Origin of the sequence: Paenibacillus sp. ACRRY (assembly GCF_022346995.1) — a bacterium.
GTDB lineage: Bacteria > Bacillota > Bacilli > Paenibacillales > Paenibacillaceae > Paenibacillus.
The window spans coordinates 230,830-252,005 of the sequence record NZ_JAKRNM010000003.1 but is presented as its reverse complement, the minus strand read 5'-3'; the positions used below and the strand labels follow the sequence as shown (position 1 = coordinate 252,005).

Here is a 21,176-nt window from a genome sequence, read left to right as displayed (position 1 = left end):
GCCTTCAAGGTTGAAGCAGGTCAATGGGAAGCGACCTGTTCAGGTTGCTGAATGACTCCAGCGAAAACCCATGCTCCAGTTGAATCATCCACCACAGCAACCATGAATGGACGATTAACCTCCATCTTGACACGATCCGTAGGTGGAGCACTCCCTGCTCTCATATCCAAGAGTGTAGAAGCAGCCGCTACGGTTCCTTGCTCCCTCACTTCCATCACAGCTCGGTGGATGATTTGGCCAATATAGGCTTGCCAGTCCGGTCCACGCGGGATCATTTTTGTAAAATCAGCAGTATACGGATCAAAGGCCTTCTCCATACCAAGCTGCTGCATGGCTTCTTTTAAATGAATTCCATACTCGGCTCGAAAACGGGGCAAAGACAAATCTACCAACCTGAAGTCAGATGTTTCATTCAGCTTCTGGGGATGATCCTCCAGCTGCTGCTGGATTTCTTCTAGCGTTTGACCTTCCCGGGGCAATACAACCAGCATATACATTTGTCCATCCCCATAGGGAAGACGAATGGCCTGCCAATCCTCATTTTCCGTGTAATGGAATTGCTTCGACTGATGCATCATCGGCACAGACATCGTGCTTCCATTTGCAAGCCGGAAATCGCCATCTCTTGTATACTCAGGTTGAAATTCGTTCGTCCAGTTGCCGTCAAAGGCTATGGCATTCACCAAAATCATGAGCGTTTCCACTGCAGGTGATTCCTGCATCAATTGAGGGATCCTGCCACGAGTATGCTCTTCCACCCAACGATTAATTTCATCTTTGGCGTGTTCGGGTTGTACATGCAATGGCCCGATTTCGGCTTCAAATGCTTGCTGTAAGTTAGCCTGATACTCATCTTCTACCGTGACCCCGTTCTTAATCCACACAGCATTGGCAATTTCGATCTCTATTTCAGAGCCAGGATGCGTCAATAATTGATACAGTGCTGCTTCCGTAGTGTTTAATTGCCCATCATCCCGTCCTGACCAACCCATCGCTTCTGCCATTTCCCGCCTTGTTTCTCCCTCACTGCCGAGGTATGCCATGCCCATCCCCACTGAAATACTATAAGGAGAGATTAACAGATTCTTACCACTCGATGCCTCCTGCGCTCCAAGCTCTCTGATCAGCTGCATCCCCAATCTGTTCATCGCCTCTATCTGTTTCGGCTCGATCTTCTTCAGAAGTGCGTTCCGTTTATCAGCAGATAATTCCTGATTCGAACTGGATTCCATCTTGTTCTTCCCCTCCTGTTCTGAACAGCTTGTAATGAACAGCCAACACACACAACATAATAACAGGTGTAAATAAAACCGTGCATGCATCAAAATCCCCTCACATCCGTAATAAATAGAAATCGTCCATGGCAATTGAGTTTTTTCCTTTTTTTACTAAACGCATGATAGAGAGAAAAGGTTACTTCACACTCAATATTCAGCCCCGCGGGGGCAACGCCATTCAAAAGGAGCTAAATCGGTTATATCTATACCATATACGAATGGAGGGATTCCCTATGATTCCGGCAACGTTGGAACAATTGGAGCAAGTCCGCAAGCAATGCCGTACGATGGTCCGCAAGAGAGCAACCGCCTCTGCTGGTACTACACTTGTCCCTTTACCTGGTACAGACGTACTGGCTGATGTGGGGATGCTTATGCAGCTATTGCCTGCCATTAACAATAAATTCGGATTGTCGCAAAAACAGCTCGACGGCATGGACCCCGAGACCAAATCCATGATTTACGGATTCGTCATGTCCATCGGAAGCAAAGTTATCGGCCGCATGGTAACGAAGGAACTTGTCGTTCAGGTATTGAAACGGGTCGGAGTACGCGTAGCCACCAAATCCGTTGCCAAGTTCGTTCCACTTGCAGGCCAAGGTCTAGCCGCCGCTCTCAGCTTCACAGCCATGCGTTATGTGGGTAACAAACATGTCGATGACTGTTATGAGGTCGTGAAACGCATGCTCGAACAGCGTGAGCAAATTCCGGGCGAACCCGCCCCGTCAGCTCTTCAAGAAGCGAACACGGATGCAGAGCCCGAAGAGAAGGTCGATTTCCGTGATGAAGCAGATCGTACAGCTGTGGTGGAATCCAAAGACAAGTAATTCATTTCAACTTTGCGGCAAAAAGGATACCACACAACAAATAAGCCAGGCTCCCAACAGGGGAGTCTGGCTTATTTTTATCATTCTACGCATCGGTTCAGTTAGATCGCCTGAGGCTGCTGCTCTGCAAACTGGCTGTTGTACAGATCGGCATAGAATCCTTGCTGGGCCATCAATTCCTCATGATTACCCTGTTCGATCACATTACCGTGATCCATGACAAGGATGAGATCCGCCCCGCGAATGGTAGACAAGCGGTGAGCAATGACGAAGCTGGTGCGATCCTTCATCAGATCATTCATTGCTTTCTGAATAAATACTTCGGTACGGGTATCCACGCTGCTCGTTGCTTCATCCAGAATAAGAATGGAAGGGTTCGCCAAGATGGCTCTTGCAATCGTGAGCAGCTGTTTCTGTCCCTGAGAGATATTCGATGCTTCTTCGTTCAGCACGGTATCATAGCCATCCGGCAACGTACGGATAAAGTGATCGGCATGGGCTGCATCTGCTGCCTTAACCACTTCTGCTTCGGTTGCACCCTCACGTCCATACGCGATGTTGTCCCGAATGCTTCCGTTAAACAGCCATGTATCCTGAAGCACCATCCCGAACAGACTGCGCAGCTTGCCGCGCTCCATGTCCCGGATATCGATACCATCAATCGTGATTTTTCCATCCTGAATTTCGTAGAAACGCATCAACAGGTTGATCAGTGTCGTCTTACCTGCGCCGGTTGGTCCTACGATGGCTACGGTTTGACCCGGCTTAACATCGATGTTCATATTTTTGATAAGCAGTTCATCCGGTTTATATCCAAAATTAACGCCTTGGAACGCAACCGCTCCTACGGGCTGCTGTAATTGCAGAGGCTGGTTTGACTCAGGAACTTCTTCCTCTTCATCCAGCAGTTCGAACACCCGCTCCGCCGAAGCGATAGTGGACTGAATAATATTGGAGATATTTGCAATCTGATTAATCGGCTGTGTAAATTGACGAGAGTACTGCGTGAACGCCAGAATATCCCCGATTGAGATAGCGCCGCGTGTAACAAAGATCCCGCCAACCACACAGATCAGAACATAACCCAGGTTACCCACAAAACTCATAAGCGGCATGATGATCCCTGAGATAAATTGGGCTTTCCAGCCCGATTCATACAGCTCTTCATTGACTTTCTCAAATTGCTGTACCGATTGTTCTTCGCGTCCAAATGCTTTTACGACCTTGTGTCCGGTGTACATCTCCTCGACATGTCCGTTCAGCTCACCCAGTGATTTCTGCTGACCGGCAAAATGTTTTTGCGAACGGGATGCTACCAACATTACAACAATTACACTTAGTGGAAGCGTCAAAATGGTGATCAGCGTCATCCATGGACTAATCGTCAGCATCATGATTATTACGCCGACAATAGTTACGACAGAAGTAATAAACTGTGCCAAACTCTGCTGAAGCGTATTACTGATGTTGTCCACATCATTGGTCGCCCGGCTAAGTGTCTCCCCGTGGGTGCGGGAGTCAAAATATTTCAGTGGCAGCCGCCCCACTTTGGCGCTGATCTGCTCACGCATGTCATAAACCACTCGCTGAGCAACGCCAGCCATTAAATATTGCTGAATATACATAAATGCTGCACTGAACAGGTACAATCCCAAGAGCAGATACAACACTTTCATTAATGCGGGAAAATCAATACCCGCGCCCTGTATGCCCTGCAGAATGGCAATGGCGCCTTGGCTCAGTATATCGGTTCCTTCAGCCATAACTTTCGGGCTGATAATGCTGAACACGGTACTGAGAATCGCTGCGACAAGTACACCAAGCAGACGATATCGGTGTGGCTGGAGATACTGGATCAGCCGCCGCAGCGTACCTTTGAAGTCCTTCGGCTTCTCGCCCGGAGGACGCATGCCCATACCGCCACCAGGATGACCTGGTCCGCCGGAACGTGGTGCTTTGCTTTTATGTTCGGCACGTTCACTCATGCGATCTCCTCCTCTGTCAGCTGGGATGATACAATCTCGCGGTACACTTCATTGTTCGCGAGCAGTTCCTTATGGGTACCGGAACCAACAATGCGTCCTTCATCCATAACCAGAATGCGATCTGCATCCATAACTGTACTTACTCGCTGTGCAACAATCAGCACCGCCGCTTCGGTCGTTTCAGATTTCAGCGCAGCACGAAGTTTGGCATCTGTTTTGAAATCCAAAGCGGAGAAGCTGTCGTCAAAAATATACACTTCCGGGCGACGAACAAGTGCGCGTGCAATGGACAAACGCTGTTTCTGTCCACCAGAAACGTTATTACCACCTTGAGCAATTAGGCTGTCATACCCGTCTTTCATCTCGGAAATGAAGTTCTCAGCCTGCGCAGTCCGGGCTGCATGAACGATTTCCTCCATTGTGGCATCTTCTTTCCCGTGTCGGATATTCTCCGCAATCGTTCCCGTGAAGAGGACTGCCTTTTGTGGCACAAAGCCAATTTTCGCACGTAAATCTTCCTGACTAATCTCTCGTACATCCGTACCGTTAACCCGCACGCTGCCTTCCGTGACATCATAGAAACGGGGAATAAGGCTGAGCAGCGTGGATTTCCCTGATCCCGTACCACCAATAATGGCTGTAGTTTCCCCGGGACGGGCTGTAAACGAAATACCCGACAGTGCCGCATTCTCTGCTCCCGGATAACGGAAGGTCACATTGTCGAATTCAATGGTGCCCTGTAGGGATTTCATGCCACGAGGCTGCTCTGGATCACTAAGGTCAGGCTGCATATCCAATACTTCGTTGATCCGTTCTGCGGATGCAGAAGCTCTTGGAATCATGACAAAAATAATGGAAACCATAATCAGGGAGAACATAATCTGCATCGCGTACTGGATAAACGCAATCAGGGAACCAATATCCATGTTTCCACTGTCGATGCGCTGTCCTCCGAAGTAAAGAATGGCGATCATGGAGAAGTTCATGACAAGCATCATAACAGGCATTAATGTCGCCATAAGGACGTTAACTTTAATGGAAGCATCTCTCAGATCGGTATTCGCTCCGTTAAAACGAACGCGTTCATGTTCTCCGCGGTTGAAGGAACGAACGACACGAATACCTGTCAGTTGTTCACGCAGAACCAAATTCAGCCGGTCCAGCTTTTTTTGGATTTGTTTAAATAGCGGAAGACCCTTGGCCCCAATCAGTGCAATGGCACCGGCCAATACGGGCAGCACAACCAGGAAAATGGTGGACAACTTGGCGTCCTGGGATACCGCCATGAAGATACCACCAATACACATCATCGGAGCCATGATCATCATGCGCAGCATCATCGTTAATACGTTCTGAACCTGCGTAATGTCATTCGTCGTACGGGTGATCAGTGATGCGGTGCCTAGCTTATCAAACTCCTGCAGTGAGAAATTCTCCACATGGCGGAAAACCCGGCTGCGCAGCTGCTTGGCGAATCCGCCTGCTGTACGGGAAGACAGGTAACTGGCCAATACGGAACACGCCGTACCCCCAATGGCAATGACCAGCATCCAGCCGCCAATTTGCCAGATGTATGGAACATCACCTTTGACGATACCATCATTAACGATATCGGCCATCAAGGTTGGCAGGTACAGCTCGGCGAGCGATTGCAGCAATACCAGACCCAAAATGAAGATAATGGGGACTTGATAAGGCTTGAGCATGCGAAACAATTTCATCATGGCGTATCATCTCCTTCTGTTGAATGCTCCTTTTGCAGGGAAGCGAGTGAGTCAAAAAAGCTATATACTTTCGTCAGCAGCTCAGCTAACTGGGTACTGTCTTCCTCTCCCAGATGCTCAACCAATCTGTTGAATATCTGCATGCGCTCTTCATGAGCAGCCCGAATAATATCACGGCCTGCTTCCGTAATCGTAATGCGCACGGCACGGCGATCATCGGGGTCCATGGTTCGCTTGACGAGTCCCTCGTCCTCAAGACCACGAATGACTGGGGTAATCGTTGGCGATTTTACTCGCAGCAGCGCACTGATCTCCGATACTTTCAGTCCTGGATGATCTTCATTCAATTCGCTGTTAAAATCGGGAGGATTATCTCGCCAATCCAGACGCTCTCCTGGATGTGAGCCGTGGAGCAAACAGGCCAATACCATAATTTCATTATGGTTGCGACCGTGGGGCTTATGCTGTCTCCATTTGCCTTTATTAAACTGCATGATGGAATACAGCAGCTTCTGGGCCACTGGATCCAGACCTGTCATATAGGGTTCCTCCTTTACATTCTCAATGAATTCTCAATTAACATAGGATCACTATTAAATAGTATATCAATTAATTAGGTATCCTAATTATATTTTCACCAAGGGTGGAAGTCAAACAGGTAAATGACACCACAAAAAAACCGTGGCAGATTGCCACGGTTTCGGAAAGTTCTATGTTAATTAGGACTGCGAAGCAGATACTTTTTTGAGTGAAGCCGAGAAGGGGAAATACTCCTTGGCATTGTTGTAGGCAATGCCTTGAACCATCTGTCCGAGCAATTCCATATCATGCGGTGCCTCTCCCTGTTCCACCCATTCCCCGATCAGGTTGCAGACCAGACGGCGGAAATATTCGTGTCTTGTATAGGAGAGGAAACTGCGAGAGTCCGTCAGCATCCCCACAAAACGGCTCAGCAAACCGACGTTGGCCAGTGCTCTCATCTGAGCGAGCATGCCGTCCTTGGTATCGTTGAACCACCATGCTGCGCCAAGCTGAATTTTGCCCGGGATACCGCCGCCCTGGAAGCTGCCGACAATGGCAGCCAGCACTTCATTATCCCGTGGATTCAAGGAATATAGAATGGTTTTGGGTAGTGCTTTCTCCTGCTCCAGTGCATCCAGCAGACCAATCATCGCAGAAGATAGCGGCGTATCATTCACGGCATCATATCCGGTATCCGGTCCAAGCTGAGCGAACATCCGGCTGTTATTGTTACGGGCAGCATTCATATGGAACTGCATCACCCAGCCCCGCTCCGCATAAAGCTTGCCCAAGAAAGTCAGCGTAACGGTCTTGTATTTATTCTCTTCCTCACGGCTCACTTGATGACCTGCGAGCGCTTTGGCAAAAATGGCTGCCGCTTCTTCCCGTGTAGCCTTGCCATATGGCACGTAATCCAGTGCATGGTCGGAAACTCTGCCACCTACGGAATGGAAGAACTCCACCCGGGATTCCAGCGCAGAGAGGAATGAGTCATAATCAGAGATTGCTGTACCCGAAGCCTGAGATAGCTTGCCCACCCATTCTGTGAAGGTATCCCGGTTCAGTTCAAGCCCTTTATCCGGACGGAAAGAAGGCAGCACAGCTGTATCAAAGCCTTCGATCTCCTGAATCTTCAGATGGTATTCCAGAGAATCACAAGGATCATCGGTCGTGCACACCACAGTGACGTTAGATTTCGTAATCAGGTCACGTGCGCCAAACCCTTCACTGTTCAGCTTGGCATTTACTTTTCCCCAGATTCCTGGAGCACTGCTCTCATTCAACACTTCATATACCCCGAAGTACCGCTGTAGCTCCAGGTGGGACCAGGCATACAACGGGTTGCCGATCATCATAGGTACCGTTTTGGCATAAGCCAGGAAACGATCGTAATCGGTCACGCCCTCACCGCCAGTGATATATTGCTCTTCGATACCGTTTGCCCGCATTAGCCGCCATTTGTAGTGATCCCCGTACAACCAGGCTTCCGTAATATTGCCAAACGTCTTGTTCTCATAGATCTCCTGTGGACTGAGATGGCAGTGATAGTCAATAATCGGCATGTCCTTGGCATAATCCTCATATAACTTGACGGCTGTCTCATTGTGCAGCAAAAATTGTTCATCCAAAAAAGACTTCATTCGCTTCGCACGCTCCCTTTGGGTGAGTTTACGTTCATATGGGTACACTTCCCATCTTTACGCTACACTGTTTCCTCCCAAAGTTCAATAAAAAATGATAGCGTATTCAAAAAAGGTTGGTTTAGGCATATGCCCCCGAACAAGATATACTGGTTTTAATGAACGATATGCTGATCTGAAGATCATACAAGGAGATGAAATCGTTGAAAATTACATTTCTGGGCACAGGGGACATGTTCAGCGTAGAGCAGCATCACAACAGCATGCTCACCGAATTTGGAGGCACGCATCTGGTCATTGATTTTCCGGAATCGAATGCAAAAGCGCTCAAAGAGGTTGGGTTCCCCATGACTGATATCCATAATGTATTTATCACACATTTGCATGAAGACCACATCAACGGTGTGCAGATGCTTGGATACTATTCGCAAATTGTGGGTGACCGCAAACCACGCCTGTTTATCCACGAACAACTGGTCGAGCCGCTATGGAGCATCTTATCTCCAGGCATGCGCTACACCACCGATGGCGAGCGCACAATGAGCGATTATTATGATATCGTTCCACTGTCGGATGGAGGCACATTCGAGCTGGGCGGCGTAACGTTTGAGACATTCCGCACACAGCACGTTCCGGGCATGGTCAGCAATGGTATTCTTGCGAAGCCCTACTTCTACTACAGTGCGGATAGCACGCTGGATCAGGAACGGGTAGAACAGGCTGCCGCAGATGTGCAGCTGATCTTCCATGAATGCCATATGCATGATTTGGTGATCAAATCTCATACCTCGCTGAAGGACCTGGAACAGCTGCCAGCGGAAGTAAGGCAAAAGACCGTCTTAATGCATTATCATGACGAATATGCAGATGCGAGTAACCGGGAACGGTTCAACCGCGAGCATGACCTGCGTATGGCTGGCACACTGGAATCGTTTGAGCTGAATGAGAAATAAGGTAAGTATAGGATGCTCCGAGTAGCTTCAGAAAGCTGAAGCATCGTTTTACTAGAAGATGAGGTGGCCTTCGCTCACGCTCCCAAAAAGAGCTGAATGGAGGCTACCTTCCTAGTTTATTCATCCTCACTCCACACTTTCATATATTCCAGAGCCTCGGAAGAAGGTTCGGCTTTCAAATGGAAGTAATCTTCTGTTCGATCCTCTTTCGGTCCATAGGAGATTTTAATGTACATGTCCTCGTAGGCATGAATGATATTGCTGTCTATCTCCGTTTCTGGCTTCAACGTATATCCCCTGCTCAAGCTTAATCCCAAAGGTTCATTGTCCGGATCGAGGCTCGTTTCGTGTGTATTGTGCACGTTAGAGATAAGAAGCTCCGAGGCATTGATATTATTTATCATGGATGAATTTAGTGTAAAAGACTGAATTACATTATCCATTGGCACCTGAACCTCATTGATCAAGATTTCATATGTAATTAAGTCAGTCCCGTTTTCATGACTTACGTTCACAGTTGCGGTTAATGTATATTCATTGGGGGAATTAACCCTGAAGGAGGCTGGATTCTTCAAAATTCGTTGATAAAGATCTCGTCTCTCGGAATTAAGCGTGTATTCATCTGTTCGTCTCGGTTCACCGTTCGGCCCCTTGTTTGGGAATACGCTGCAGGCCACCAAACACACCATTAAAAGTAAGCATGCCCCTGTATGTATAATTCTCCTCAACCCATCTTCCCCCTTGTATCTACATAAAAATAGCACTTCTAACTAATTAACGTCTATTCACATGAATTGGTTTATTATCCCATATTAAGATAACACAATAAAAATAGCTGGACCCAGCACAAAAACCACCTGCAGGCATGCCATCGCCATTTCAGGTGGTTTAGTTGTCTATATTTATATCCCGATCTTACGCACTCGCACTCTCGTCATCAGGCAAAGCCCATACGGATAAACCTCCGCCACACACATGGAACGTAGCCCAGCCGTCCTTCTCAATGGTGATGCTATCCTCGCAGCTGTGCGTCAGATCCGTCCATACTTCACCGGCACGATGTTCGCCGACAAACATTCGTTTCTCGCCATCATCCCCGTTGGAGACCACCACCGCACAACCGGATCGCTCGAATTCTTCCACACCACGGCGTACCCATCCAATCGTATTCGGATGATCGAAATAATCTTCCTGCTCTCCGTAAGCTTTGTTATAACGGGCAGATAGCAGAATATCTAGGATATCCTTTTTGCCCTCCACAGGCTCAGGACCGCCAATACCGTAATAATCCCCGTAAAAGACAACCGGATACCCATCACGGCGCAGCAGGGTCAATGCATACGCGCTGGGTTTAAACCAGTCGCCAATCCATGATTCCAATGCTTCATGCGGCTGGGAATCATGATTATCGACAAACGTTACGGCATGCGTTGGGTGTGTCTGAACGAGCGTGTCATCAAAAATTTTGGATAGGTCGAAATCTCTGCCTGCCAGGGATGCCTCATGCAGCTTGTAGTGAAGGGACACATCGAACAGGTCGATCTGATAATCCACCGTATCCAGGAATTGACGGCAGGCATCAAGATTGGAATTCCAGAACTCCCCTACAATGTAGAAGTCCTGCCCACGCTTGCGAATCATCTCTGCTGCAAATTCCTTGATGAATTCATGGTTAATATGCTTGATCGCATCCAGGCGGAAACCACTGCATTGCAGCGTGTCGATCAGCCATTTTCCCCATTGGAGCATCTCCTTGCGGACCTCCGGGTGGTTGTAGTCGATGTTGGCGAACATCAGATAATCATAGTTGCCGAACTCGTCATCGACATTCTGATTCCATTTCTTGTTCTCTCCTGCGATGCGGAATATGCCGGTGCGTTCTGTCTTGGCATCAAAGTCCGTACCATTAAAGTGTTCAGATGTCCACTTGAAGGAGGAGTATTGGTCGTCACGACCCGGAAACGTAAATTTGGTCCAGCCTTCGATCTCGAACGGTTTGGATATTTCCTTCGTCCGGTCGTTCGGATCAACTTCAATGACTTTGAACACTTCCTTCTCGTCAGCACCTGCCTTGTGGTTCATGACCAGGTCAACATAGACGGCAACACCGTTTTTCTGACATTCGGCAATGGCATCCACCAATTCCTGTTTGGTACCATACTTCGTCCGCACACTGCCTTTCTGGTCGAACTCCCCGAGATCGTACAGATCATAGACGCCATATCCGGTATCCTCCGGGGTAATGGCTTTGGTCACAGGGGGCACCCATACCGAATCAATGCCTTTGGCTTTCAGCTCCGGAGCCATTTGGGCCAGTCGTTTCCAATGCTTACCGTCTGCAGCCAAATGCCATTCAAAAAACTGCATCATCGTATGATTTCTTTTCATCAAAAACCGACCTCCTTGATTGCTTTCGAAGCGGACGTTGGAACGGATATGTATTCGCCCTTGTTCGTTCGTTTGCTATCCAAGTAATACCCTTTTTGGCCTATGCTTCAATCACCCGCAGAGAAGTTTCCGGTTGAAGGGGAGATGCGCTTATAATCCAGCCACTCCTCGGGCAGAAGGGAACGATACGGCTCCTGGGTGAAGCGATCATCCACCAATACGAGTACGCCCGTATCCTCTTCCGTCCGAATCAGCCTGCCGCCTGCCTGCAGCACCTTGTTCATCCCCGGAAATACATAAGCATAATTGAAGCCGTTGCGTCCTGAGCGGTCAAAATAGTCACGAAGCACGTTGTTTTCCAGTCCAATCTGGGGAAGCCCTGCACCCACCACGACGACCCCATTGAGACGATCTCCCGGCAGATCTACTCCTTCTGAAAATACACCACCCATCACGGCGAATACGAGCCTCGTTCGTTCCGGATGCGGCTGGAATGCATTCAGAAATGCCTCTCTTTCCAGCTCATTCATGCCCTGTTCCTGCATGACCGTATCGGCCTCACCAGGAAGCTGCGTATAGGTCTCGTAGACTTCACGCATATATGGATACGAAGGGAAAAAGACAAGCAGATTGCTCCGCGGCCACTCGGATACGAGCTGATGCAGCATGCTCGCAATCGGCTGCCTGGAACGCTGCCGGTCCTTGTAGCGAATGGACAAGGGAAGCAGCCTTACATCCAATTGTTCCCGCTGAAAGGGTGAAGCGATACGCAAGGTGTAGTCCTCTTCCTCCGCACCAAGCATGTCACGGTAATAACCCAGTGGTGACAAGGTTGCCGAGAAATGAATGATGGAACGGAAACCCTTCGCTGTCTGGCGAAGCAGCACAGATGGATCGAGACAGAACAGCTTCACTCTCACTTCGCTTCGCACACATTCAGCATACGTAACGAATCGTTCATCATACAGCTTGGCGATACGCAGGAAGTTCTGAGCTGTAAAGTAGGCATCCAGCAGCAGTTGATCCGTCTCGGCATTTCCCGAACCGCCTTCCACAAGATTCTGCTCCGCAACCATGACAAAGGGCTCCAGCAATTCAATCAGTTCCTCCGGCGCCTCCTGCTGCAGCAGCTTGCCCTCTTCTCCTCCGTTTTTGCGCAGGGTGATCAGGTACTTATCAATGGCTCCCGCATGGTCGGTAATGGCCTTCGCGGCAGCGACACTGCTGCCCAGCGTCTTAAACTCCCTTTTGACATCCAGAAAAACAGCCTTCTCCAGCTCAGCGGAGAACATCATGCGGCCGCGATCGACCAGATTATGTGCCTCATCGACCAGCAGCACCGTTTTGCGTTTCTGCTCCTCCAGCATGCGTTTGAGGGAAATACGCGGGTCAAAAATATAGTTATAGTCACAGATGACTGCATCGGCCGCATATGCCGCATCCAGTGAAAATTCGAATGGACACACCCGGTGCTTGCGCGCGTACTGTTCAATGACCGGGCGTGTCATCAATGTTTCATGCTCCAGCATATCCAGCACTGCCCCATTAATGCGATCATAATACCCTTCACACATGCCGCACTGACCGGTATCACAAGCTTCTTCTTCCTTGAAACAGATCTTGTCCTTGGCAGTCAGGCTGATCACATGCATGTTCAGCCCTTCCGCCTGCATTCTGGCAAAAGCCTCTTCTGCCGCAACACGAGTCGTCGTCCTTGCCGTAAGATAGAACAATCGACTGGCTTCGCCTTCACCAATTGCCTTCACTGCGGGAAATAAGACGGACATTGTTTTCCCGATTCCCGTTGGAGCCTTGGCCATCAGTCCCTTACCCTCACGGATGGTCTGATATACTGCCCCTGCCAGCTTGCGCTGCCCTTCCCGATACTTGCGGAATGGAAACGGCAGTTCTTTAACAGTGACGTCCCGCTTCTCTTCATATGCAGCAATCATCTCGGCATAAGGAGCATATCCGGCGATGACCTCAGCGGCAAATTGCTCAAGCTCCTCACGTTCGAGCATGCGCCGATATCTTCTCTCCTGGCTATTCACGGTCTGCACATAGGTAAGCTGTACTTGCATTCTTGGCTCATCATGCTGTACGGCATACATATATGCATACATGATGGCCTGCGCCCAGTGGACCGGAAGTCCATCGCCCAGATCGTCCAGGTTGCCGGCTGTTGATTTGATCTCATCCACAGTCAGCTGGCCCTCCAGACGAATCAGACCGTCACATCGCCCTTCTACCACATAGGTTAGGTCTCCATGCTGGATTTCAGCTTCAAGCACAACTTCTTTCAGGTCTTCTTCCGTATAATCCTTCTGCACCCGCTGATGAATTCGGGTTCCTTCCTGCATGGATGCATTGGAGCGGAATCCGGGACGAATACTGCCGCTGCGATATACATATTCAACCAAAGGCCTGACTGATATTCGAATGGTATTTGTCATACGATCACCCGTTCTGTTTTAGTCTTTCTACTTTATCATGAAAAGACCTGGCCAAACCAGCCATTCCGCAGATTGGACTCGTCCCTCCCCGTATGCTATGTTGAAGGGGAACGTACATTTAAGGAGGCAGATTCCATGTATATTTATTTGGTTCCTTCCCCGATTCCGGACGTGCTCGCTGCATATCCGCATCTGACCTTGCGGAGCGAGGAGCAGGTTCGTCTTGCCATCGAAACGTCTGAACGTCTGCTTCATATTGAGTCGGATGATAGCATAGCCGCATATGAGGCATTTGATGCCGCAGGCTCCTGGACAGGCGGCAGCTTTGCGGTTTTGAATAATATCCCGGTGACGGAAGACGGCCGTAGTGACTTCGAGGAACGGTTCAAAAACCGTGCACGCAAAGTGGAGGACGAGCCAGGTTTTGTCGGTATCCGTGTGCTCCGTCCTCTGAAAGATGATACGTATGTTGTACTTACGCTGTGGGAGTCAGAGGATCACTTCAAAAGCTGGCAGCAGTCTCAGGCCTATAATCATGCCCACCGCAATCGCAGTACAAGTGAAGGGCTGACCGCACAGAAGCCAGCCATGTTTCCAAGAGCCTCTTATGTCACGACATATACGATAGAATAGTGGGTAGCCTGATAGACTCAAGCGCCCAACGAGTTTTACTTATGTAGCAGATCACATGGCCTCTCCCTGAATGGGAGGGGCTTTTTCTATTTCTTATTTTTGACACAGCATACCATGAGGTAGCATAATACTTGTTAAATGAAACTTCGGAAGGGAAGGCGGTTATGTTGTCACGCAGTTCACTCACCCGGTTTCTAAGCGGACCGTTTATATTGTTTACCGTGATCATGATTATCAAAAGCTCCCTGGCCTGGATCGTCATTTTCGATGATATCCCGGTCTGGAAACCTTTGCTCACTGAGCTGCCGCTGATCTGGATCTGCTTCTGTCTGATTGAGTGGTTTGCAGCCAAAAGACGGATGTGGGCCTATCTTGCACTGAACCTGGTGCTGTCAGGCATTTTTTTCGCTGCCATTATGTATTACAAATATTACGGGGTCATCGTCAATTATCATGCGCTCGCGCAGGTGAATCAGGTGACGTCGGTAAAGAGCAGCATGTTCTCCCTGCTGGACCCGTATTACTTGTTTATTTTTGCGGATATTCTGATTATTGGCGGCATCTTGATCCGGCGCCGGATCAAGCTCGGCGTTACCGAGCGTCCCGGAAAGATACCTCTGGACCGCAGAAGCAGACGCAGAGTTGCCTCCGTTATTCTGATGATTTCCCTGGTAATCTGCATGCTGAACATATACCCGAACCGGGCAAGCATGAGCGAAATCACGCAAGCGGAACAAATGGGAATCCTCGGTTACGAGGCTTATACCATTCTGGCGGATCGGCCTGACAAGCCTGTTCCCCTTGATGAGATTGATCAGGATCGAATCGATCAGATCAAACAAACGACAGCGCTGGATTCTATCGTGGATTCGGGGGCAGCTAAAGGCCGAAATGTGATTGTCCTCCAGCTTGAATCATTTCAGAATTTCCTGATTGGTCTGAAGGTGGATGGCCAGGAAGTCACGCCACATCTCAACCAGCTTGCACAGGAAAGCCTGTATTTCCCGAACTTCTATCAGCAGGTAGGCCAGGGGAATACATCGGATGCCGAGTTTGTTGTCAATACATCATTCTATACGCCGCCAAACGGAGCTGCATCTACCGTCTATGCCGATAAAGCCTTGCCAAGTCTCCCGAAGCTGTTGTCCGCAAACGGGTATCAGACCGCTACCTTCCATTCAAACGATGTTCGTTTCTGGAATCGGGATCAGCTCTACCAGGCGCTTGGTTTTGACCAATATTATGATATCGATTATTTTGGCACAGAGGATTCCATTGCCTTCTCGGCATCGGATGAGGTGCTGTACTCCAAGACGCTCGATAAATTGGAAGAGATGCAGGCAGAAGGCTCGCCCTTCTATGCACAGATTATCTCCATGTCAGCACATCACCCGTACCATTTGCCTGAGAGCAAGATTAGTCTGACGCTGCCGGAGCGGTACTCGGACACCCTGCCAGGTGATTATCTGGTATCCCAGCATTATGCCGATCAGGCAGTGGGACAATTCATCGATGGTTTGAAGCAACGCGGACTATGGGACAACAGCCTGCTGGTGGTATACGGAGACCACCTTGGCCTGCCCATCTATTCGCTGGACCGGGACGATAAAGAGTTAATGAAGGAAATCTACGGCCGGGAGTATACATCCGCGGACATGATTAACATTCCGCTCATCATGACGGCTCCCGGTGTTACGCCTGCAGAGCAGCTGGATCAGATCGGTGGACAGGTGGACATTCTGCCAACGATAGCCGGACTCACAGGAGCATCTCTCCAGGATCAACTGTACTTCGGTCAGGATCTGCTGAGGGAGTCAGGCAATCTGCTGCCGGAACGCTATTATCTGCCTACCGGTTCCGTGCTTAATGATGCCTCATTATTTATTCCGGAAACCGGTTATGGTGACGGAACCCATTACTCGCTTGCCGATGCCGGAAGGCAGGACATCAGGCAGGTGGAAAACCCTTCGGAACCGAAACCTGAGTCATTGGAAGGGAATGCTGTTCCGGCAACTGCCACAACGGATGACGACACAGTGTCCTCCTCAGGTTACATTACCAAGGACGAGTACGAGCGCGCTTTGGATCTTATGCATTTGTCCAACAGTTATTTGACTCAATTGCCTGACCGAAATACAGAAAAGTAGCTGAAAGCAATCATTCAATCTATTAAAAGAGCCCCTGAAACAGGAATGGAATCCTGTTTCAGGGGCTTTATTCATTTCCAGCCGTTCGCAGGCTGTGTCATGCTGTATATTCATATTCAAATTCGTAATTACAAAGGCAGCAGCGGCACCGAAGTGCGAGCTTTCAGCTGATCTACCATGGCAAGCCATTCCTGCGGTTTATTCGTCAGCACAGCATAATAACGATTCAGGAAATCCGCCACCAGGCTGGCTGGCAGTTCCGCCTGCTCCTCATTGCCTGGCATGAAGCAAAGATCAAGTCCACCTACCGCTTCTCCATCCCCTTGCCAGGAAGGATGAACATATGGGAAATCCAGTCGTTGATATCCGAGATGGGACAGCACTTCGCGCCGCACATACGGATCCATGGGCTTGATGCCGCCAAATTCATGATCCTGGCTAAGATACGGGTTATAGATCTCGGCGAACATGCCGAATAGTTCCTTGCCGTTTGCCGCGGCAAGCTGCTGCAGGTCACGTTTCCGATGGTTGGCAAGGAAACTGCCAATGCCCAAACCTTCGCGGCCAATGATCGTAAAATCTGTCATGGCCACATTCCAGTCTTCGTAATAGCGGTATTCAGTCGCTCCCACAACGTTCCCTTCATGCACAGCCACAAATACGCGAATGCCGGGGTCTTCCAGCGGTTCCTGCCACAGCGGAAAGTCCAGCACTTCCTCAGGCGGGAAAATCTCCTGCATCAGCTTGTGCATTTGGGCAAACAAAGGATCATTAATTGAAGTGATTCGTGTAAATTCCATGGATTCATCTACCTCCTATGATAAATGTGCATTATGTCTTGAACGGATTGCGCCATTCCATAAGGGCTGCATAGTTGCAGGACTCCTCATCATCCAGATAATCCGTCGCCACGCCCACTGGCATACGCCCGCAGCGCAGCAGGAATGAGATTACCGGATCGTGTTTCTCACCGGATACTACCTGCTCCAGGTACGATTCAGCCGTCATTTCATCTGCCACCAGATGGTACCCAGGCATTCTTCCGGCACCGAGCAGCCGGTCGAGCCCCTGTGCAATGACTAGGTGATACATGGCCTGCATCATGAGCTGTGCCAGTCCCCACTTGCGAAATTTCGGACGCACGCAGAGATCAACAATGTAGAGCGTGTTGCCATCCGGCTGATGATTGCGAATATACCCGTCATCGGTCACTTCAACCCACGTGTGGCTTGCCGGATGTGAAGGATCCCATTGCATGCGCAGCGAGGTCATCGATCCCGCCAGCTCACCATCTACCTCAATGCAGATGGCCCCATCCGGGTAATTGGCTACATGACTGGCAAGCTGCTCATGGTTCCAGAGCAGCTCTTCCGGATAAGGCGGAGGAAAGCTCTCGGCCTGGATGCGAATCAGTTCATCGAAGTCAGCCTCCTGATACGTACGGACGATAGCTTTTACGGGTTTACCGTGCTTATCCGGACCGGTAATCAACATCTCTTTTTGATACATGCTGATAATCTCCTCCTCCCAACAGGCAATAAGGGTAGTTAAGCCTCAGACTACTCCCAGTCTGTGTATAGATCGGTGCGGCGGTCGCGCCAGGTCGTTACAGATCCGCGCTCACGTACTTCGTAGAGCAAATCCAGATCCAGATCAGCCGTTACGATCATATCATCGTTAATCTCACCTTCGGCCAGAATGCCGCGCGGCGGGAATGGGACATCATTCGGCGTAATGATGGCAGCCTGTCCGTAGTTGGCACGCATGAAGTCCACTGTCGGCAGATTGCCCACCGTTCCGGTCAGTACAACATAAACCTGATTCTCTACCGCGCGGGCATGACTTGTATAGCGCACCCGGTAGAATCCGTGCCGGTCATCCGTGCAGGAAGGACAGAAGATGACGTCAGCTCCTTTGGCTTTTGCCATACGCACAATTTCCGGGAACTCAATATCGTAACAGGTCAGCATCGCAATTCTGCCTTTATCCGTGTCGAATACTTCAAGGCCATCGCCCGGTGCCATGTTCCATTCCTGTACTTCGGTCGGTGTAATATGGATTTTGGCCTGGCGTGCAATACGGCCATCCGGATAGAACATGTGGGCGGTATTATACAATTTCCCTTCACGCCGGATGACATGAGTTCCCCCGATCAGGTGCATGTTGTACTTCGAAGCCAGGGATGTAAACAGCTGTTCATACTGCTCCGTAAAATCTGGCAAGTCCTCAATGGTCAGCGCGTTGCCCTTATCGTCTCCAATGGACATGAGCTGAGTTGTAAAAAATTCAGGGAACAGCACAAATTCAGTTCCGAATTCGTCGGCTGTCCGTATGTAATGCTCGGCTTGAGCAGCGAACTGCTCAAAGGAGCTGATGGTTTGCAATTGGTACTGTACAGCGGATACCCGCAATTTCATGTTTCTCCACCTCCATCATTATTCTGCTCTCATTGTATCAACGAAATGAAGTAATTTCTATTTCCTTTCTTCGCTCAACATCGCCTTGGTGAAACCGATCCATTCCCGTGTGGCAAAAGAAAGATATCGGTCCTTGCGCCAGATCATGCCGAGCTGCCAAGGAATCACGGGTTCCACAACCGGCATAATGCGTACACGCATATGATCCACTTCACGGCAGATGGTCTCGGGGAGTAATGCCACACCCAGATTGGCTGCGACCATTGCACTGAGCAAATCCCACTGGGAACTCTCATAGACAACCCTCGGCTGGAATCCTACATGCTGACAGGCAGCAATGATCCGATCATGCAGGGCAAAATCCTCCCTGAACAGCACAAAGGCATCATGCTCCAGCTCACTCAGGGCAACCGATTCTTTGTCCGCTAGCGGATGCGATGGATGAACGAGCAGATTCAGCTTTTCTTTCACGAACACAAAATGATCCACCAGCTCATCCACCGTCGGCAGAACAGCCACGCCAATATCCAGTGCACCACTGATGACATCGGCTTCTACTTTTTTCGCACCATCCTCAAACAGTTGAATGCTCACTTGCGGGTAGGCCTTATGAAATTCACCGATGATCATGGGAAAAAAGCTCGAGCCCACCATGGGCGGCAGTCCGATGCGCAGATGTCCCTTCTTCAGGTTCATCAGATCGTCGAGTTCGGACGACAAGCTGCGAAACGATTTTTCAATTTCCAGTGCCTGCCTAAAGAAAACATGCCCTGCATCGGTCAATTCGACTTTCTTGCCGTACCGATCCAGCAGCGTCACCCCCAGCTCATCTTCAAGGCTTTTAACAGTTTTGCTGATGGTTGGCTGCGTGATAAACAGCACCTCGGCTGCCTTGGTAAAACTCTGCTGACGGGCGACTTCCAGAAAATATTGCAAATGGCGGATATCCATCGTCTGATTCCTAGCCTCTCATAGATAAATGGAATAGAAAACATTCTTAATATGCATTTTACTCATGAAAGAATGCGATGTAAAATTTGTAACAAGAAAGTATGTTTCCATTCATTTTCATAAACGAAAATCAATCACGTTGATTATATAAGGAGGGATTGAAGTGAAAAAATGGGGACTTGGTGTACTGCAGGTTGCTCTCCTCATGGTCTTTTCACTGCTCATGGACCAGTTGGCCCGTGCTCTCCATTTGCCTGTGCCGGGTTCGATACTTGGTATGGTTGTGCTGTTTATTTTGCTTCAGACGCGGGTTGTGAAGCTGCGCTGGATAGAAGTCGGTGCTGCATGGCTGCTTGGAGAACTGCTGCTTTTCTTCATCCCCTCAGCCGTTGGCATCATGAACTACATGCCCATGCTTGAACATGATGGACTGCAGATTCTGTTCATCGTCCTGCTGAGTACATTTCTGGTTATGGCCTGCACCGGCCTGGTTGCTACACGAATCGCCAAACGAAAGGAGCGTCACACCGGATGATTGGATTTCTCTGCTTGTTGTTAACTGTCGGTATTTACTTGATTGCCAAACGCATGTATCGCCAATTGCCCAAGGTGTATCTGTCTCCACTGCTGATCACGCCCTTGCTTGTCGTTGGCGTGCTGCTTGCGACCGGAACGGATTATGCAGCTTACAGCAGCGGCGGCAAATGGCTGAGCCTTCTGCTTCAACCGGCTACGGTAGCTTTTGCTGTACCGCTGTATACCTTTTTCCATGTGCTCAAAAAGCATATATCCGAGATTGTCTTCAGTGTCATGACCGGATCGGTGGTTGCCGTACTCTCGTCAGCCCTGCTCGCCAAATGGCTCCAGCTGGACTCCGGGCTGATTCACAGCCTGATTCCGCGCTCCATTACGACTCCGATTGCCATGAATGTCTCGGCTACCATTGGGGGTATCCCGGCAGTTACGGCAGTATTTGTCATCATGACCGGTTTGCTTGGTGCGATCATGGGTCCTTCTATCGTTAAAATGCTCCGCATTGATGGAGAAATTGCCCGCGGAACCCTGCTCGGAACGGGTGCCCACGGCACAGGGACCTCCAAAGCTTTTGAGCTCAGTTCCCTGACAGGAACCATCTCCAGTATCTCCATGGTACTCGCTGCATTGTTCACTCTGGCGGTGGCACCCATTCTTTCTAAACTTATTTTCCCATAATAGATAGAATTGTCCCTATTATTTGAAATATTATTGTTGTATTAAAG

18 protein-coding genes are annotated in these 21,176 nt (G+C 49.5%); 6 read left to right on the top strand and 12 right to left on the bottom strand.

Going from position 1 to position 21,176, the window contains the following annotated elements; translation table 11 throughout:
- Positions 1–20 precede the first annotated feature (20 nt).
- Complete coding sequence (locus MH144_RS14700; RefSeq protein WP_239301480.1) at positions 21–1,232, bottom strand: serpin family protein; 1,212 nt, start codon at positions 1,230–1,232, stop codon at positions 21–23.
- 278 nt (positions 1,233–1,510) lie between these two features.
- Between MH144_RS14700 and MH144_RS14695 the strand changes: the two genes are divergently transcribed.
- Complete coding sequence (locus tag MH144_RS14695; protein WP_239301478.1) at positions 1,511–2,104, top strand: YcjF family protein; 594 nt, start codon at positions 1,511–1,513, stop codon at positions 2,102–2,104.
- Positions 2,105–2,205: 101 nt separating this feature from the next.
- On the opposite strand, the gene MH144_RS14690 is transcribed toward MH144_RS14695, so the two are convergent.
- The 4 genes from MH144_RS14690 to uxaC form a co-directional block, all read right to left on the bottom strand.
- Positions 2,206–4,089 carry an ABC transporter ATP-binding protein gene (locus tag MH144_RS14690; protein ID WP_275440116.1) on the bottom strand — a complete coding sequence of 628 codons (1,884 nt, stop codon included), beginning with the start codon at positions 4,087–4,089 and terminating at the stop codon, positions 2,206–2,208.
- Positions 4,086–5,813: an ABC transporter ATP-binding protein gene (locus MH144_RS14685; RefSeq protein WP_239301476.1), complete on the bottom strand. Its 1,728-nt coding sequence runs from the start codon at positions 5,811–5,813 to the stop codon at positions 4,086–4,088. The genes MH144_RS14690 and MH144_RS14685 overlap by 4 nt, the downstream gene beginning before the upstream one ends.
- On the bottom strand, positions 5,810–6,352 hold the full coding sequence (locus MH144_RS14680) for a MarR family winged helix-turn-helix transcriptional regulator (protein ID WP_239301474.1): 543 nt from the start codon (positions 6,350–6,352) through the stop codon (positions 5,810–5,812). The genes MH144_RS14685 and MH144_RS14680 overlap by 4 nt, the downstream gene beginning before the upstream one ends.
- Positions 6,353–6,532: 180 nt before the next feature.
- The gene (gene uxaC / locus MH144_RS14675; RefSeq protein ID WP_239301472.1) at positions 6,533–7,975 is read right to left on the bottom strand and encodes a glucuronate isomerase; all 1,443 of its coding nucleotides are present in this window, start codon (positions 7,973–7,975) and stop codon (positions 6,533–6,535) included.
- Between the two features lie 203 nt (positions 7,976–8,178).
- Between uxaC and MH144_RS14670 the strand changes: the two genes are divergently transcribed.
- The gene (locus MH144_RS14670) at positions 8,179–8,928 is read left to right on the top strand and encodes an MBL fold metallo-hydrolase (RefSeq protein WP_239301460.1); all 750 of its coding nucleotides are present in this window, start codon (positions 8,179–8,181) and stop codon (positions 8,926–8,928) included.
- Between the two features lie 116 nt (positions 8,929–9,044).
- Here the strand turns inward: MH144_RS14670 and MH144_RS14665 are convergent, their stop codons facing one another.
- The 3 genes from MH144_RS14665 to MH144_RS14655 all read right to left on the bottom strand — a co-directional run bounded on the left by MH144_RS14665 (position 9,045) and on the right by MH144_RS14655 (position 13,769).
- On the bottom strand, positions 9,045–9,332 hold the full coding sequence (locus tag MH144_RS14665; protein ID WP_239301450.1) for a hypothetical protein: 288 nt from the start codon (positions 9,330–9,332) through the stop codon (positions 9,045–9,047).
- 511 nt (positions 9,333–9,843) lie between these two features.
- Positions 9,844–11,316 (bottom strand): alpha-amylase, encoded by a 1,473-nt coding sequence (locus tag MH144_RS14660; RefSeq protein WP_239301449.1) that lies wholly within the window; start codon positions 11,314–11,316, stop codon positions 9,844–9,846.
- 107 nt (positions 11,317–11,423) lie between these two features.
- Positions 11,424–13,769, bottom strand: coding sequence for an ATP-dependent DNA helicase (locus MH144_RS14655; RefSeq protein ID WP_239301448.1), 2,346 nt, complete (start codon positions 13,767–13,769; stop codon positions 11,424–11,426).
- 135 nt (positions 13,770–13,904) lie between these two features.
- Here MH144_RS14655 and MH144_RS30790 point away from each other — a divergent pair, with 135 nt between their 5' ends.
- Together MH144_RS30790 and MH144_RS14645 are read left to right on the top strand one after the other, a co-directional pair.
- Positions 13,905–14,402, top strand: a complete 498-nt coding sequence (locus MH144_RS30790; protein ID WP_275440115.1) for an antibiotic biosynthesis monooxygenase family protein — start codon at positions 13,905–13,907, stop codon at positions 14,400–14,402.
- A gap of 164 nt (positions 14,403–14,566) precedes the next feature.
- Positions 14,567–16,549, top strand: coding sequence for an LTA synthase family protein (locus tag MH144_RS14645; RefSeq protein WP_481857367.1), 1,983 nt, complete (start codon positions 14,567–14,569; stop codon positions 16,547–16,549).
- Between the two features lie 128 nt (positions 16,550–16,677).
- Here MH144_RS14645 and MH144_RS14640 read toward each other — a convergent pair whose 3' ends face one another.
- From MH144_RS14640 to cidR, 4 genes are read right to left on the bottom strand one after another with little or no spacing between them, the layout of a single operon-like run.
- Positions 16,678–17,349 (bottom strand): GNAT family N-acetyltransferase, encoded by a 672-nt coding sequence (locus MH144_RS14640; RefSeq protein WP_239301442.1) that lies wholly within the window; start codon positions 17,347–17,349, stop codon positions 16,678–16,680.
- A gap of 31 nt (positions 17,350–17,380) precedes the next feature.
- Positions 17,381–18,058 (bottom strand): GNAT family N-acetyltransferase, encoded by a 678-nt coding sequence (locus MH144_RS14635; protein WP_239301441.1) that lies wholly within the window; start codon positions 18,056–18,058, stop codon positions 17,381–17,383.
- Between the two features lie 50 nt (positions 18,059–18,108).
- Positions 18,109–18,966, bottom strand: coding sequence for a carbon-nitrogen hydrolase family protein (locus MH144_RS14630; protein WP_239301439.1), 858 nt, complete (start codon positions 18,964–18,966; stop codon positions 18,109–18,111).
- 57 nt (positions 18,967–19,023) lie between these two features.
- Positions 19,024–19,917, bottom strand: a complete 894-nt coding sequence (cidR, locus tag MH144_RS14625) for a cidABC operon transcriptional activator CidR (RefSeq protein ID WP_239301437.1) — start codon at positions 19,915–19,917, stop codon at positions 19,024–19,026.
- Positions 19,918–20,080: 163 nt separating this feature from the next.
- On the opposite strand from cidR, the gene MH144_RS14620 reads away from it, so the two are divergent.
- Together MH144_RS14620 and MH144_RS14615 are read left to right on the top strand one after the other, a co-directional pair.
- Complete coding sequence (locus MH144_RS14620) at positions 20,081–20,452, top strand: CidA/LrgA family protein (protein WP_239301435.1); 372 nt, start codon at positions 20,081–20,083, stop codon at positions 20,450–20,452.
- Positions 20,449–21,129, top strand: coding sequence for a CidB/LrgB family autolysis modulator (locus MH144_RS14615; RefSeq protein WP_239301433.1), 681 nt, complete (start codon positions 20,449–20,451; stop codon positions 21,127–21,129). The genes MH144_RS14620 and MH144_RS14615 overlap by 4 nt, the downstream gene beginning before the upstream one ends.
- Positions 21,130–21,176: the final 47 nt, after the last annotated feature.